Here is a 15,551-nt window from a genome sequence, read left to right on the forward strand (position 1 = left end):
ACTTCTGCATCCCTCTTCCAGCTTCCGGCACTTTAATCTTAATATCAAACCTCAAGCTTCTTCTCAATTTCACTCGGATGATCCAGACAGTACTGCAGCTGTGTCTTATCCAGTTGCTTCTCCCAGTTGGCTACAACTACCGTAGCCACCGAGTTTCCAATCACATTCGTTAAAGCTCTGCATTCACTCATAAACTTATCGATTCCCAGAATAAGAGTCATTCCTGCAATGGGTATTTCAGGAACCACAGCCAGTGTTGCTGCTAATGTCACAAACCCTGCTCCCGTAACACCTGCAGCACCTTTTGAGCTTAGCATGGCTACCAAAAGAAGTATCAGCTGTTTTTCCAGCGGAAGATCAATATTCAGAGCCTGGGCAATAAACAGGGAAGCCAGTGTCATATAAATGTTTGTTCCGTCCAGGTTAAAAGAATATCCAGTAGGGACTACAAGTCCTACGATCGCTCTTGAACAGCCTGCCTTTTCCAGCTTTTCCATAATTCCCGGAAGTGCGGATTCCGAAGAGCTGGTTCCTAATACCAATAGAAGCTCCTCTTTCAGGTAGAACATCAGCTTGAAAATACTGAATCCATTATACCATGCAACCGCTCCCAAAATAATGATAACGAAAAGAATAGAGGTGATATAGAAGGTTCCTACTAAAAATATTAAGTTCACGACAGAATGAAGACCGTATTTTCCAATCGTAAATGCCATAGCACCAAATGCTCCGATTGGGGCCAGCTTCATCAGCATATGAACAATTTTAAAAACCGGGGTAGAAAGATCCTGTAGAAAATCCGTTACTTTTTGGCTTTTTTCTTTGGTCAGAACCAGTGCAATACCCATCAGAATGGCTACCAGAAGGACCTGAAGTATATTTTCCCCTACCAACGGACTGAAAAGTGTTTCCGGGATAATATTCATGACAAAGCCTGTCAGGGTAGTGTCATGGGCCTTTTGCTGATATTGTGAAACATCGCCTGATAGAGTAGCAGGATCAATATTTAAGCCGTGTCCTGGCTGTAAAATATTACCTACGATCAATCCGATAATCAGGGCTAAGGTGGAAAAAGTAAAGAAATAAATCATTGCCTTTACCGCAATACGGCCGACTTTTTTGAGATCGGTCATATGAGCAATTCCTAAAGTAAGGGTAATGAAGATCACCGGAGCAATGATCATTTTTACCAGCTTGATAAATCCATCACCAAGTGGTTTCATTTTTTCACCCAGTTCAGGATAGAACCTTCCCAGGAGTATACCGGCTGCTATGGCAATAATGACTTGAAAATAAAGTTGCTGATAGAATTTTTTAGCTTTCAAAGGATTTTTTTTAGATTTTGAACGCGGAAAATTAAGAATTTTTATCTTAAAACATGACGAAAGTCAGTTAAAACTGATGATGAATAGAGATGGGAGATAGAGGTTCTGGAAGTTTAGGATAATAAGAGTAGTGGATAAAATAATGCTCCGACTCCGCTCAGCATGGCCACGTTGATGTAAACTGTGTCATGCTGAGCGGAGTCGAAGCATCTATACTATTAATAAAAAATTATTCCACCGCTACAGAATCATCCCCGCGGCCGTCTGCCACAGCATGGATATTTCCGTTGTCATCCATCAGGATCAGTTCTGTTTTTCCGATGTATTTTATTTTTTCGATTACGTAATTTTTACTTTTAAGCGCTGTAATTGTACTCTCAGGGAAATTATTTTCTACCGTAATTTTCTCAGGAAGCCACTGATGATGAAATTTCGGTGCATTCACAGAGATATTGGCGTTCAGTTTAAAATCTACCACATTCACGATAGACTGATAAACTGAAGTAGGAATTGTTGTTCCGCCCGGTGTTCCCACTACCATATAGGGTTTCCCGTTTTTAAGCAGAATGGTAGGGGTCATAGAAGAAAGCATTCTTTTATTGGGCTGTATAGAGTTGGCTTCTCCGCCTACGGCTCCAAACATATTCGGAACTCCGGGTTTGATAGAGAAATCATCCATTTCGTTATTTAAAAAAAAACCTGCCCCCGAAACAACCACCTTACTTCCGTAATACCCGTTAAGTGTGGTGGTCACAGAAGCTGCATTTCCCTCCTTATCTATAACGGAAATATGGGTGGTTTGGGTGGATTCTTTTGGCTGGCTGATGATTTTTCCGACTTCTGAACTTGGTGTAGCCTTACTGAAGCTAAAACTTTTCCATCTGTTTTTTAAATACGAATCGGAAGTCAGGTAAGCCGTTTTATCTTCAATAAAATCCGGGTCGCCCATGTATTCTGCCCGGTCTGCAAAAGCTCTTCTTTCAGCTTCCGTCATGATCTGTACTGCCTCCGTTGAATTTTGCTGGTACTTTTCCAGATTTTCATACCCGGCCATCGTCAGCATTTGAGCGAGCAATACGCCGCCACTGGACGGAAGAGGCATAGTAACTACACGACTTCCTTTATAATTGAATTCCAAAGGTTTTCTTTCTGCCGTGGTATAGCTTTTAAGATCCTCCAAAGTAATAATTCCGTTGCCTTTCTTCATTTCCGAAACCATAAGCTCAGCAGTTTTTCCTTCATAGAATCCTTTTGCTCCCAGTTTCTGGATCAATCTCAATGTTGCAGCCAGTTCTTTCTGAACTAAAAGATCACCGGCCTTCCAGGGCGTATCTTTCACAAAAGCAATAGAGGATTTATTGTGTTTTAAGAAATTTTCTTTGTGTGTATTCAGCATATTGGCTTCCATTTCTGTAATGCTAAATCCTTTTTCCGCGAGATCAATGGCAGGCTGGATAATTTTGTCCATTGGAAGTTTGCAGTATTTTAAAGTCGCAAAAAATCCGGAGATACTTCCCGGCACACCTACTGCCAGTCTTCCATATTGGGAAAGATCTGTATCCGCTTTTCCGTTTTTATCAACATACATGTCCTTAGATGCTTTTTTAGGAGCTGTTTCTCTGTAATCCAGGGTGAACTTTTCACCATTGTTTTTAACGCCTACTAAAAAGCCGCCACCGCCAATGTTTCCGGCCTGAGGATAAACTACAGCAAGAGCATACTGTGTTGCTACAACAGCATCATAGGCATTTCCGCCCATCTTCATCACTTCAGCTCCTGCTTCGCTGGCAAGAGGGTGTGCAGAAACCACTACACCCTTATTCTTTACTTTTACCTCCTTTATAATATTGAAATCAGTAAACTGAGCAGATGAAAAATTAAATGCCATCAATAAGGCAGCCAGAAATATTCGTTTCATAAGATTATGTTTGAGGCAAAAGTAGATAATTTTAAAGAAACTGATCTGTCTTTAACAGATGTTTATCACTATATCGCCCAATAGAAAGTAAACTATTTCCTGAATTATTTATTTGATATGTAAAAAATCAATTGTATTGATAAATCTCATGTAAATATTCCTTTTTTCTTTTTTATTGTTAAATTAATCTTTATTTTGTTGTTTTTAGTGTATTTTTATATGATAATTACTAATTTCAAAAAAATACATATGAAGAAAAACTATCAGAAAATTGCTTTGCTTGGAGTATTGTTTTTTATTTCAGCCAATGCCAATGCCCAAACTAATGATTCTATAAAGACGAATCAGGTGGATGAAGTAAAAATTACTATTGGTTCACGAAATAAAGCAAGGGTTGCTACCGATACTCCGGTGCCGGTAGATGTTATTAATATTGGTTCTCAGTCAGTTTTAAGTCCTCAGATGGATCTTAATCAGATTCTGAATTATGCAGCCCCTTCTTTTACGTCTAATTCTACCACTGTAGCAGATGGAACGGATCATGTGGATCCTGCCCAGCTAAGAGGACTTGGACCCGATCAGGTATTAGTCCTGCTCAACGGAAAAAGAAGACACACCTCTTCTTTGGTTAATATCAACGGTTCACCGGGCAGAGGTTCAGTTGGGACTGATCTTAATGCTATTCCTGCATTTGCTATTGAGAGGCTGGAAGTGCTGAGAGACGGAGCTTCTGCACAATACGGGTCTGACGCTATTGCCGGGGTGATTAATGTCATCATGAAGAAAAACACCAATGCTTTTACAGCTGCTATTACAGCAGGAGCTTTTAATTCTAAAGGAGCCAATGACCATCATGGAGGATGGGACGGTGGAAAATACCAGGTAGATCTTAATTACGGGACTAAAGTCGGGACCAATGGATTCATCAATTTCACAGCAAGTTTATTAAGCAGAGACGATACCAGAAGAGCCATGGCGGCAACCGGTGATATTTTTAATGCCTATAATGCCATTGAACAACGGGCGCTGGAAAACGGAGTGAATCTTTCTTCCCTGTTTGGGAACATTGCCAATACTCCGAATACCCAGCAGATCATAGATTATATTCATCAGTATGCTCCACAAGTCGGTTATTTTACAGCGCAGCAGCAGGCAGATATTCAGTCTGCGAACTCGATCACGCAATTGCAGAATTTGTTGAAGGTTAATGTGACTGAAAATGAATTGGCTTACAGGAAGCTAACGAGAGATGATTTTAATATGCGGGTAGGACAGTCAAAATTGATGTCCGGCCAGTTTTTTATGAATTCTGAGTTTGATCTTTCGTCATCTATGAAAGGATATGCTTTTGGAGGAATTTCTTACAGAGACGGTAATGCAGCCGGTTTTTTCAGAAGACCCAATCAAAACAGAACGTCTACGGCCCTGTACCCGAACGGTTTCTTGCCGGAAATAGCCTCTGATGTTATTGATCTTTCTTTTGCAGGTGGAATTAAAGGAAAATTAGGGAATGTCAACTATGACATCAGCAACACTTTTGGGCAGAATACTTTTGATTATACTATTAAAAATACAGCTAATGCGTCTATGGCCTATCCCGGTAAAACGGAATTTGATGCAGGTGGACTGAGCTTTATGCAAAATACAATCAATGCTGATTTCGATACAAAATTTGACTGGCTGAAAGGTTTTAATGTTGCCTTCGGAGCTGAAGCAAGATTTGAACGGTATAAAATAGAAAATGGAGAAGAGGCGTCTTGGGCGCTTTATGATATCAATGGAAGAATCCAGACGCCATCAACCGCTGTTTCTTTAAAACCAACAGATTTTTTAGGAGCTACCAGACCGGGCGGATCGCAGGTATTTCCCGGTTTCAGACCTGAAAATGCTTTAAATGAAGGAAGACGTTCCGTAGCGGCTTATGTGGATACCGAACTGGATATTACGGATAAGTGGCTTTTGAGTGCTGCTTTGCGCTATGAAAACTATTCGGACTTTGGATCTACGTTCAATTATAAAATAGCAACACGGTATAAGCTGACCGACCAGATTAATATAAGAGCAGCTCATTCAACCGGATTCAGAGCTCCTTCTTTACAACAGATTTATTTCAATGCCACGGCAACTCAGTTTGTAGGAGGGACAGCATTTGAAGTAGGGACATTTTCAAATGATTCAGAAGCTGCAGGGCTCCTGGGCATTCCACAGTTGAAACAGGAAGAGTCAACGAGTTATTCCGTTGGTTTTACGGCGAAAATTCCACAGGCTAACCTTACTTTTACTGTAGACGGTTATTATATTAAAATTAAAAACAGAGTGGTTCTTACCGATCAGTTCTCAAGACCGGCCGGAACTTATGCTGACGGAAGTCCTGAAAAAGTTCTGCAGAATCTTTTTGATCAGGCTAATGCCAATGCGGCTACATTTTTTGCCAATGCTATTGATACTCAAACTAAAGGAATAGAAGGAGTAGTGTCTCACAGAGGTAAATTTTCCGAGAAATTTTCGTTAAATTCTGATCTGGCAGTCACGGTGTCCAAGACCAACAGGGTAGGAGATATTCATGGTTCGGATGCTTTGATTAAAGCAGGGCAGATCAACCGTTATTACTCGGAATCCAGCAGGATTTATCTTGAAGAGGCTGTACCAAGATTTAAAGCTTCTCTTAATAACGCTTTGGAAATCAGTAGATTTAATGTGCTTTTGAGAAATGTATACTTCGGAGAGGTTACGGATCCGAATGCAATGGATGCCAATGGAGACGGTATTATAAGCGGTGAAATTATTAACGGACAGGCTGTGGCCACAGAACATCCTGTTTGGGGTGGAAAGGTAATTACAGATCTATCCGTAGGCTACAAATTCAGCGACAGTTTCAGGCTGACCATTGGAGCCAATAACTTATTTGATATTTATCCGGATAAAAATTACGGACCTGCTGCGGTGAAAGTACCTGCTCTGGATAGTTCCGGTAATTTGACTTACGTTAATGCTGCTCCTATAGATCTTACCAATCAGAATCAGTTCATTTACTCCAGAAATACATCCCAGTTCGGGATGAATGGGAGATTTCTTTTTGCAAGAGTCAATCTGACCTTTTAGGAATTTCTTGTTGGTTATTGTGAAAAAGGTATGTTTATGCATACCTTTTTTATTTTGGTTGATATGATTTTTTTACTTTTGTAGAATTCTAAAAAAATATGTGAAATGGAATCCTATACGGAAAGAATACTAATTACGGGTGCTTTGGGACAAATCGGCACCGAATTGACAAACAGGCTTGTTGAAATTCACGGAGCTGATAATGTAGTAGCGTCAGGACTGGACAGATGGCAAAAAGGAATTACTGCTGCCGGACATTATGAAAGAATGGATGTTACCAATACGCAGCTGGTAAAACAGGTTATTAAAGACTATGAGATCACAACAGTGTATCATTTAGCATCGCTTTTGTCAGGAACTTCAGAAAAACAGCCAATTTTTGCCTGGAAACTGAACCTTGAACCTCTTCTTCATTTTTGCGAAATGGCGAAAGAAGGCCTTCTTAAAAAGATTTTCTGGCCAAGCTCAATTGCGGTATTTGGGAAAGGAATTCCAAAACACAATGTAGGTCAGGATGTGGTTCTGAATCCTACAACGGTTTATGGGATTTCAAAAATGGCAGGAGAGAAGTGGTGTGAATATTATTTCGACAAGTATGGAGTAGATGTAAGAAGTATAAGATATCCTGGACTTATTTCGTGGAAAACTCCTGCAGGAGGTGGTACAACAGACTATGCCGTTGAGATCTTTTACGAAGCAATAGAAGAGGGAAAATATACAAGTTTCATTTCCGAAGATACAGGAATGCCGATGTTATACATGGATGATGCTATCAATGCAACATTGAAATTAATGGAAGCTCCGAAGGAAAATCTTACCGTTCGTTCCTCCTATAATTTAGGTGGAATGTCATTCACACCGAAAGAACTGTCAGAAGAAATCAAGAAAGAAATCCCTGATTTTTCTATCGATTATCAACCGGATTTCAGACAGGCAATTGCAGATTCGTGGCCGGCTTCCATTGATGATTCCGTAGCGAAAAAAGATTGGGGACTCACTTATGATTTCGGAATTTCTGAAATGACGAAGGACATGATCAAGAATCTTAAGGTGAAATTGAATAGGAATTAATTACTTAAAGTGTATATTTAATTAGTTTTATTTTTAACACCTGATTTTCAAAATATTATAATATTTATCTAAAATTTAATTTAAATGGTTTTATTGACTTTTAACATCTTGAATATTGAAGCTGAGGCGAAAAACAGTGCAGAAATTTCTGATGTGGAAAGACTGAAAATCACAGAAGAAAATACAAAAGCTATTCTTAGGATTTTAGATATTCATGATATAAAAGCAAGTTTTTTTGTGGAGATTTCTATCGCTGAAAAACTGCAGAATTTAATAAAAGCAATTTCATCCAAAGGGCATGAAATTGCTTTTTATAATTTGAATTCCAATCTTCAGGAGATTGAAAATGTTAAAAAGAATATTCAGGATCTTCTGGAAAAACAGGTTAGGGGAATCAGGCAGAAAGACTTCAGACTTTCTCAGCAGGATTTGAAATCGGTGGAGTTTAATTATGTTTCCAATATCGATAATGCCGATATTCTTTTTCCGTTTAAAAGACTCAAAAGAGATACGGAGATCAATGAAGAAGACGGACTGAGTATTGTCCCTGAAAGTATCTCTCCATACAGCCAGCTGCCCTATAATGATTTTGTATTTCAGATCCTGCCGATGAATTACTATCAGAACATGGTTTTTGAAACCCTCAAAAATGATGACTTTGTACTGATCTATCTCAATTCCTGGCAGTTCACCGATTTTAAGAAATACCGGTTTGATATTCCGTTTTACAGAAGCCTGTTTTCAGGCAAAAAAATGGAGGACAAACTGGATGCCCTCCTTACCTGGATCAACGAGAAGGAATTGGCTACTTCCCGTATGAAGGATTATATTTTTTAGGTTTCTCGTGCAAAATTTTATAGATTTTCAGATTTTGTGTTCTTGCAGATTACACAGATGTTTGCGTTATACAATCTTGTAATGGATTATAAGTTGTAATTTTTAACCGGAAATATTTATGTTTATTTTGAATTTGAATTAATCTGCATAAAGATCTGCGTAATCTGCTAAATCTGCGAGAGACTATTTAAGACAGTTCAAAAAGCGTAATCTCCGGCAGGACCCCAACTCTTCCCGGATAGCCTAATACCCCAAATCCTCTGTTTACATACAGCATCTTTCCTTCACTTTCATAAAGATCAGCCCATTTTGGGTAACGGTACTGTACCGGAGACCATTTTACATTTTTCAGATCCAGACCAAACTGCATTCCGTGAGTGTGTCCCGAAAGAGTCAGGTGAATGTTTCCCGGATGCTTTTTTACGACATAATCGAAATGGGTAGGGTCATGGCTCATTAATATTTTCGGGGCAGATTCCGGTACGCCTTTTAAAGCGTCGTCGATCTTCCCGAACTGAGGAAATGGTTTCAGCCCCCAGTTTTCAACACCGAGGATGAATAGCTTTTCTCCGTTTCTGTCAATTATCCTGTTTTCATTTCTCAGCATATCAAAACCGGCCTGTTTTTCATAGTCAATAAGAGCTTCAAGATTTTTCTTCTTGGCATCATTGGATGTCCATGATACATAATCGCCGTAATCATGGTTTCCCAGCACTGCAAATTTTCCGTCTTTGGCTTTGATCTTAGAGAATAACGGGATAAAAGGTTTGAATTCATCTGCCACGTTATTGACCATGTCTCCTGTAAACAGAACAAGATCAGGGTTTTGTTCATTAATCAGGTCAATCGCGTGCTGGAGTTTGTCCGGCTCAGAGAAACTGCCACTGTGAACGTCAGAAATCTGGATTATTTTATAACCTTCGAAACTTTTAGAAAGCCCGGGTATTTTTACTTTTATTCTTCTTACGGTATGTCTGTACTTCCCAAATGTAATTCCGTCAATGAAAAGAGCAGAAAGAACACCTCCAAGACCTAATCCTACCATACTCAGGAACTTTCTTCTCTCAGGAAAAAAGTTTTCTTTGGGCTGTGTTAGCCCGATCAGGTATCCTCCGGTTCTGAAAATATCATCGATTAATAAAAATAAGACCACGAAAATTTTCGGCAGAATAAAGATCAGGAATAATGAGATCATAATCTGTGCCCTGGTCGTACTTCTGTCCGATCTTTGGAAGTGGGCAATTTCATAGGCGAAGATCCCGTAAACGGCTAAAGATATCACCCAATAACCAAGTCTTATCCAGAAATTATCAGTTAATGTTCTGATAGCCTGGTAAATATAGGCTTCCAGGAACAGGAAGATGGCCGTGATGATCAAAAAATTTCTTTGCATGATAAATCTAAAAAAGCACAAAGAATACGTTTCCCTGTGCTTTATATTTTTTGTTAATTAAATATTTTAAGGAAATCTGTAAACGATAGCATTGATGTTCATTCCGGCACCTACCGAAGTCATTACAATGTTACCTTTATCTTTAAACGTTTGACCCTCCATTTTTCCTTTAATTATTAAATCATACATTGTAGGAATGGTTGCTACAGACGTATTTCCAAGATTCTGAATGGTCATAGGAGAGATGGCATGGTCATAATCCTTCACATCATAAAGCTTGTGAAGTCTTTCAATCATGGCATAATCCATTTTTGCATTCGCCTGGTGAATCAGGATCTTGTCGATATCCTCAATGGAAAGTTCTGCAGCTTCAATAGTTTCCTTGATGGCTGAAGGAACATTTTTAAGGGCATATTCATAGATCTTTCTTCCCTGCATTCTTACGTAAAGACGTCTCTGGTCCACATTGGCGTTAATAGAAGGCGCATTTTCCAGATAACACAGTTCCGGACCATTGTCGCAGATCGTGTTGTGGGCAATAATACCTACATTTTCCTGGTCTGTAGCCTGTACTACCACTGCTCCGGCTCCGTCGGCAAAGATCATTCTGTTTCTGTCATGAGGATCAGTAACGCGGCTTAATGTTTCTGCACCTACCACTAGAATGGTTTTGGCAGCTCCTGCTTTGATAAGGTTGTCCGCAAGGATCATGGCTTCTACCCATCCCGGGCATCCGAAGATCATATCATAAGTGATGCATTTTCTGTTTTTAATGCCCAGCCTGTTTTTTACTCTTGCTGCCATATTGGGCATAAAATTTACATATCCGTCTACCGTAACTTCTCCGAAGTTGCTCGCGTAAATAATATAGTCCAGCTGTTCACCGTCTACTTTAGCATCCTCAAGGGCAGCTTTGGCAGCCTCAGAGCCGATCTGCGAGTTGGAAAGATCGTCCTCAATAAATCTTCTGTTTTCTATTTCTGTGATTTCTACAAACTTTGCGATGGTTTCTTCTGCAGGTTTCTCAATCTTAACTCCGTCTTCAGTGTAGAACTCAGAATCCATGAAATAATCTCTACCAATAACTCTGTTAGGAATATAGGATCCGGAACCAATAATGATCGTATTCGGCATTCGTTTATATGATTTTTTAAAGATGCAAAGTTAATAATTAATATTAATAACGGAGAATTAAAAATATTATTAAATTTGCAAAAATTGTACTTTACAATCGTATGAAAAACAACTCGTCCTTAAAAGGCTTACTTATTGCAGCTCTGGTGTTTATCGTTGCCTTTGGGGTCTACTTCTTTTTTTTAGCCAAGAAAAATTATTTTGTAGTAGACAACCCTACGTCCAATACGTATTATTTTAAGATCAATAACGGTTCCGAAGGAGTTATTTCTGCAGGCCAGTACGTTCATGTAGATGTTAAAAAGGGGAAAAACTCCATCAAAGTTTTCGACCAGAACAAGAAAATGCTGTATGATTCTGCATTTGAAGTAAATAAGATACGTGGACTGATCAATATTGCCCATCAGGATTATTATATTAATGATCAATATTATGGGTACAATCTTAAAAAAGATTCATTACTTTTGGCCCTGGACAAAATCACAATTGACGGAAAAGCTTATTTCGGAGGAGCAAGGCACTTCAATAAGCTTTACACTGAAGATTTTTATTACAATGTAGATGAAGATTACGATAAAGTGATCAAAAACATCCAGAAAGTGGAATCAAGATCAAAAATCTTCAGAAAGCAGGATTTCCTAAATTATTACAAAGAATATTACAAGTTTTAAAGTTTTGACAAAAGATATTACCAAAGTTACTCCCTACAATTCTGAGGCTACCAAGAAAAGCCAGGTAGAGGATATGTTCGACAATATTGCACCGAAGTATGATCTTCTGAATCATGTTTTATCTATGAAAATTGATGTTTTATGGAGAAATACATTGGTGAAAATGATGAAAAAAGACAATCCGCAGGAAGTGCTGGATGTGGCTACAGGAACGGGAGATTTAGCAATCACGATTGAAAAAGGAACCAATGCGAAAGTAATTGGTCTGGATTTATCACAACAAATGCTGAATGTTGGCGTTATTAAAATAAAAAAACTTAAATTAGACGGCAAAATTTCCATGCAAAAGGGGGATGCAGAAAATTTACCTTTCGAGGACAATAGATTTGATGCTGTTTCCGTTGCATTTGGAGTGAGGAATTTTGAAAACCTTACCAAAGGTTTGGCAGAATTAAGAAGAGTAGTTAAAGATAACAAGAGTGTTTATATACTGGAGTTTTCAAAGGTTGAGGGGTTCTTAGGTCCATTTTATATGTTTTATTTCAGAAACATATTACCTGCCATCGGCAGACTGGTTTCCAAAGATAATAGGGCGTATACATACCTTCCGGATTCTGTAAATGCTTTTCCTTTCGGGGAAAAGATGAAGCAAATTCTTTTAGATACAGGATTTAAGAAAGTAGAATATAAAAAGCTAAGTTTAGGTATAGCCACAATTTATAAAGCAACAAAGTAACCTATGAATAAATTTCTATTAAGAGCACTGGTTTTAGCCTCAGTCAATATTGCAGTTTTTGCAGATGCACAATTCAGAACCCGAAACAGAATGGATAAGTTGGAAGACTTTGACGAGCAGAAATTCAGTTGGGGTTTTTATTTGAACGGCAACAGGCTGGACTACCGTATCGTCCTACATCCAAGATATGGTTCGGAAGGTAATCAGAATCTTGTTAAATCCAGAGAAAGCTACAGTTTTGGTGCCGGTTTGATCGCCAAATGGAGACTGAATGACTATCTGGACCTAAGATTGGAACCAGGCTTGCAATTTGCTCAAAGGCAGTTGATCTTTAACACCCAGTCCAATGACCAGTATGCAGCCGGAACATTGACGAACCCTCCTTTTTTCCCAATCGCTTTAACTGAAAAAGACAGAATAAGAGAGATCAAATCTACATTGGTAGATGTTCCTGTTTTGCTGGAGCTTCACGGCCAGAGATGGTACAATTCCAGACCCTATATTGCGGCAGGGGTGAACTATATAGTGAACCTTCAGTCCAATTCAGATTCTGAAGATGACAATATGCAGCAGGTTTTCAGATCAACAACGCACAACTTTGCGTGGTCTGCTGAAATGGGAATACAGTTTTATTTCAACAAATTTAAACTTACTCCGGCTATCAGAGGAACATTCTTCATGAATAACGAGAAAGTGGCAGATAATGCAACGACACCTCCGTACTGGGCAACGGCAATGTCTACGCTTCAGACAAGAGCTGTGATGTTTGTTCTGAAATTCGAATAAAAAAATACGAATATAATATAAAAGGAGGTGCTTGTGCATCTCCTTTTTTTAGTGCACAATCAAAATATAGAGACTTTTATTTTTGTTACTGTTATTATTTTTTTACTTTTGCTATTAGTTAGAATATAGAAAACCTGAAATGCTTCAAGATTTAGAAAACAATTTTTCAGAATTAGAAAAAAAGATTTTGCTTTTACAAAAGAACTATAAAAATCTTACTGAAAGACTATCTGAATTAACTGTTGAACATGAAGCACTGAAAACGAAATATGATGAGGAAAGAAGAAGAAATCAGGTATTAGCAGAAGAACAAAAAAATATAAAGCTTTATTCAGCAATATCAGGAAATCCTGAACACAACAGATTAATGAAAAACCATATCAACAGATTGGTGAAAGAAATTGATTTCTGTATTGCACAGCTTCAAAACAGTGGACTATAATGGATGTAAGAAGAATAACCATCAACATCGCAGGAAGGGTATATCCGCTGAACGTACCGGCCGCAGAAGAAGAAACTCTGCGTAAAGTAGGAAAGCAGATTGAAAGTATGATTAAAGATTTTGAACAGAACTTCGATGTAAGAGACAAACAGGATGCTTTGGCTATGTGTGCCCTGAAACTGGGAACCAATGCTGAAGTAGTTTCTCTTAATTACGAAAAAAATATAAATTCTACCAACGAAAGATTAGTGCAGATTAATCAGTCGTTGAATGAAATTGGGAAATAGATTTTTTCCCATCAGACTGCCTACAATAATTCTAACACATTTAAGGTAAACTCAACGCTAAACAATTACCGAGCAAATGTCCGCTGAATGGCGTGCCGGGTCTCCCGGATTACAGACAGAGGAAATCAGTTCAAATCGTGTTGATTAGGAGTTTACTCTCAATCCCTGAATTGTTGTAGGTTTTTTTATTTAGATAAGTGTAAGACAATTAAAACTCAATATATATTATGACAACAGCCATTATAGTCGGCGTTATTTGCTTAGTTGTAGGAGCAGTGTTAGGGATTCTTTTCTCTAAAAGCTCTCTGAATACCAAAGCAAAATTTATTGTAGATGATGCAAAGAAAAATGCCGAAAACCTTATAGAAAAAGCAAATGTTCAAGCTGAATCCATAAAGAAAGAAAAGAATCTACAGGCCAAAGAAAAATTTTTGGAACTGAAATCCCAGCATGATGCAGACATCCAGTCCCGCGAGAAAAAAATGCAGGAGATTGAAAAGAGAATTAAAGACAAGGAGCATAAGCTTAATGATGAGCTTAGCAAGACCGGAAAACTTGAAAAGGACCTTGACAAGCAGATTGCAGATTATGCCAAGAAAAACGAGATCTTAGAAAGAAAACAGCAGGAACTGGATGTGGCTACCACTAAGAAAGTAGAGATCCTGGAAAAAATCGCCAATTATACGGCAGAAGAAGCTAAAGCAGAATTGGTGGAAACTATGAAAGCAGAAGCTAAGACCAGAGCTCAGGCTCATGTTCAGGGCATTATGGAAGAAGCACAGCTGAATGCTAAGAACGAAGCAAGAAAAATTGTTATCCAGACGATCCAGAGAATCGGAACCGAGCAGGCGATTGAAAATTCAGTATCGGTTTTCAATATTGAATCTGATGAAGTAAAAGGAAGGATCATCGGTAGAGAAGGGAGAAACATCCGTGCACTAGAAGCGGTGACAGGTGTTGAAATTATCGTTGATGATACCCCGGAAGCTATTCTTCTTTCATGTTTTGATCCAGTGAGAAGAGAAATTGCAAGACTTTCACTTCACAGATTGGTAACGGACGGAAGAATTCACCCGGCGAGAATTGAAGAAGTAGTAGAAAAGACAAGAAAACAGATCGAAGAAGAAATTATTGAAGTAGGAAAAAGAACAATCATTGATCTTGGGATCCACGGATTACACCCTGAACTGATCAAAATCGTAGGTAGAATGAAATACCGTTCTTCTTACGGACAAAACCTTTTACAGCACTCAAGAGAAGTAGCAAACATTGCTGCAACAATGGCTGCAGAATTAGGATTAAACGTAAAATTAGCCAAAAGAGCAGGTCTTTTACACGATATCGGTAAAGTGCCTGAGCAGGAGTCTGAACTTCCTCACGCCTTATTAGGAATGCAGTGGGCTGAAAAATATGGTGAAAATGCAGAAGTTGTTAACGCAATCGGAGCTCACCACGACGAAATTGAAATGAAATCACTCTTATCGCCAATCATTCAGGTGGCCGATGCCATCTCAGGAGCCAGACCGGGAGCGAGAAGACAGGTTTTGGAATCTTACATCCAGAGACTGAAAGATCTTGAATCTGCAGCATTAAGCTTTGACGGAGTTTCCAGTGCATATGCGATCCAGGCCGGTAGAGAACTGAGAGTAATGGTAGAAAGCGGAAAAGTAAGTGATGAAACAGCCAACCAGCTGTCTTACGACATCTCTGAAAAGATCCAGAATGAACTGACCTACCCGGGACAGGTAAAAGTAACGGTAATCAGAGAAACAAGAGCCGTGAATATTGCAAGATAATAACACGATCAAGATATTTAATAAAAACCTTTCAAGAGATTGAAAGGTTTTTT

General features: G+C 38.7%; 13 protein-coding genes. 9 read left to right on the forward strand and 4 right to left on the reverse strand.

The genetic code is table 11. The annotated features are described in order from the left end of the window. Positions 1-44: 44 nt before the first annotated feature. Together J4Q03_RS19850 and ggt are read right to left on the reverse strand one after the other, a co-directional pair. Positions 45-1,325 carry a dicarboxylate/amino acid:cation symporter gene (locus tag J4Q03_RS19850; RefSeq protein ID WP_426049847.1) on the reverse strand — a complete coding sequence of 427 codons (1,281 nt, stop codon included), beginning with the start codon at positions 1,323-1,325 and terminating at the stop codon, positions 45-47. Between the two features lie 229 nt (positions 1,326-1,554). Then, positions 1,555-3,243 (reverse strand): gamma-glutamyltransferase, encoded by a 1,689-nt coding sequence (ggt, locus tag J4Q03_RS19855; protein WP_426049848.1) that lies wholly within the window; start codon positions 3,241-3,243, stop codon positions 1,555-1,557. A 249-nt stretch (positions 3,244-3,492) separates the two neighbouring features. On the opposite strand from ggt, the gene J4Q03_RS19860 reads away from it, so the two are divergent. The 3 genes from J4Q03_RS19860 (at position 3,493) to J4Q03_RS19870 (ending at position 8,253) form a co-directional block, all read left to right on the forward strand. Continuing rightward, entirely contained in the window at positions 3,493-6,345 is a 2,853-nt protein-coding gene (locus J4Q03_RS19860) for a TonB-dependent receptor plug domain-containing protein (protein WP_426049849.1), read from the forward strand. A gap of 105 nt (positions 6,346-6,450) precedes the next feature. Continuing rightward, entirely contained in the window at positions 6,451-7,416 is a 966-nt protein-coding gene (locus tag J4Q03_RS19865) for an NAD-dependent epimerase/dehydratase family protein (RefSeq protein ID WP_426049850.1), read from the forward strand. Positions 7,417-7,500: 84 nt separating this feature from the next. Continuing rightward, the gene (locus J4Q03_RS19870) at positions 7,501-8,253 is read left to right on the forward strand and encodes a polysaccharide deacetylase family protein (RefSeq protein WP_426049851.1); all 753 of its coding nucleotides are present in this window, start codon (positions 7,501-7,503) and stop codon (positions 8,251-8,253) included. 187 nt (positions 8,254-8,440) lie between these two features. Here J4Q03_RS19870 and J4Q03_RS19875 read toward each other — a convergent pair whose 3' ends face one another. After that, entirely contained in the window at positions 8,441-9,646 is a 1,206-nt protein-coding gene (locus J4Q03_RS19875; protein WP_426049852.1) for a metallophosphoesterase, read from the reverse strand. A gap of 66 nt (positions 9,647-9,712) precedes the next feature. Next, a complete protein-coding gene (locus tag J4Q03_RS19880; RefSeq protein WP_426049853.1) occupies positions 9,713-10,780 on the reverse strand; it encodes a 3-oxoacyl-ACP synthase III family protein in 1,068 nt (355 codons plus the stop codon). A 101-nt stretch (positions 10,781-10,881) separates the two neighbouring features. Between J4Q03_RS19880 and J4Q03_RS19885 the strand changes: the two genes are divergently transcribed. The 6 genes from J4Q03_RS19885 (at position 10,882) to rny (ending at position 15,498) form a co-directional block, all read left to right on the forward strand. Further along, a complete protein-coding gene (locus J4Q03_RS19885; protein ID WP_426049854.1) occupies positions 10,882-11,451 on the forward strand; it encodes a hypothetical protein in 570 nt (189 codons plus the stop codon). A gap of 4 nt (positions 11,452-11,455) precedes the next feature. After that, on the forward strand, positions 11,456-12,187 hold the full coding sequence (gene ubiE / locus J4Q03_RS19890) for a bifunctional demethylmenaquinone methyltransferase/2-methoxy-6-polyprenyl-1,4-benzoquinol methylase UbiE (protein ID WP_426049855.1): 732 nt from the start codon (positions 11,456-11,458) through the stop codon (positions 12,185-12,187). Between the two features lie 3 nt (positions 12,188-12,190). Then, positions 12,191-12,973 carry a porin family protein gene (locus J4Q03_RS19895; protein ID WP_426049856.1) on the forward strand — a complete coding sequence of 261 codons (783 nt, stop codon included), beginning with the start codon at positions 12,191-12,193 and terminating at the stop codon, positions 12,971-12,973. Positions 12,974-13,112: 139 nt separating this feature from the next. Next, entirely contained in the window at positions 13,113-13,415 is a 303-nt protein-coding gene (locus J4Q03_RS19900; protein ID WP_306845664.1) for a hypothetical protein, read from the forward strand. Then, on the forward strand, positions 13,415-13,702 hold the full coding sequence (locus J4Q03_RS19905) for a cell division protein ZapA (RefSeq protein WP_111957769.1): 288 nt from the start codon (positions 13,415-13,417) through the stop codon (positions 13,700-13,702). The genes J4Q03_RS19900 and J4Q03_RS19905 overlap by 1 nt, the downstream gene beginning before the upstream one ends. A gap of 227 nt (positions 13,703-13,929) precedes the next feature. Beyond that, on the forward strand, positions 13,930-15,498 hold the full coding sequence (gene rny / locus J4Q03_RS19910; protein WP_426049857.1) for a ribonuclease Y: 1,569 nt from the start codon (positions 13,930-13,932) through the stop codon (positions 15,496-15,498). Positions 15,499-15,551: the final 53 nt, after the last annotated feature.

The sequence above is a fragment of the Chryseobacterium sp. NFX27 genome (assembly GCF_049887855.1).
Lineage (GTDB): Bacteria > Bacteroidota > Bacteroidia > Flavobacteriales > Weeksellaceae > Chryseobacterium.

Coding starts and splice junctions, on each gene's coding strand:
- ggt (WP_426049848.1), bottom strand. CDS start 3,243: ATGAAACGAATATTTCTGGCTGCCTTATTGATGGCATTTAATTTTTCA.
- J4Q03_RS19860 (WP_426049849.1), top strand. CDS start 3,493: ATGAAGAAAAACTATCAGAAAATTGCTTTGCTTGGAGTATTGTTTTTT.
- J4Q03_RS19865 (WP_426049850.1), top strand. CDS start 6,451: ATGGAATCCTATACGGAAAGAATACTAATTACGGGTGCTTTGGGACAA.
- J4Q03_RS19870 (WP_426049851.1), top strand. CDS start 7,501: ATGGTTTTATTGACTTTTAACATCTTGAATATTGAAGCTGAGGCGAAA.
- J4Q03_RS19875 (WP_426049852.1), bottom strand. CDS start 9,646: ATGCAAAGAAATTTTTTGATCATCACGGCCATCTTCCTGTTCCTGGAA.
- J4Q03_RS19880 (WP_426049853.1), bottom strand. CDS start 10,780: ATGCCGAATACGATCATTATTGGTTCCGGATCCTATATTCCTAACAGA.
- J4Q03_RS19885 (WP_426049854.1), top strand. CDS start 10,882: ATGAAAAACAACTCGTCCTTAAAAGGCTTACTTATTGCAGCTCTGGTG.
- J4Q03_RS19895 (WP_426049856.1), top strand. CDS start 12,191: ATGAATAAATTTCTATTAAGAGCACTGGTTTTAGCCTCAGTCAATATT.
- J4Q03_RS19900 (WP_306845664.1), top strand. CDS start 13,113: ATGCTTCAAGATTTAGAAAACAATTTTTCAGAATTAGAAAAAAAGATT.
- J4Q03_RS19905 (WP_111957769.1), top strand. CDS start 13,415: ATGGATGTAAGAAGAATAACCATCAACATCGCAGGAAGGGTATATCCG.
- rny (WP_426049857.1), top strand. CDS start 13,930: ATGACAACAGCCATTATAGTCGGCGTTATTTGCTTAGTTGTAGGAGCA.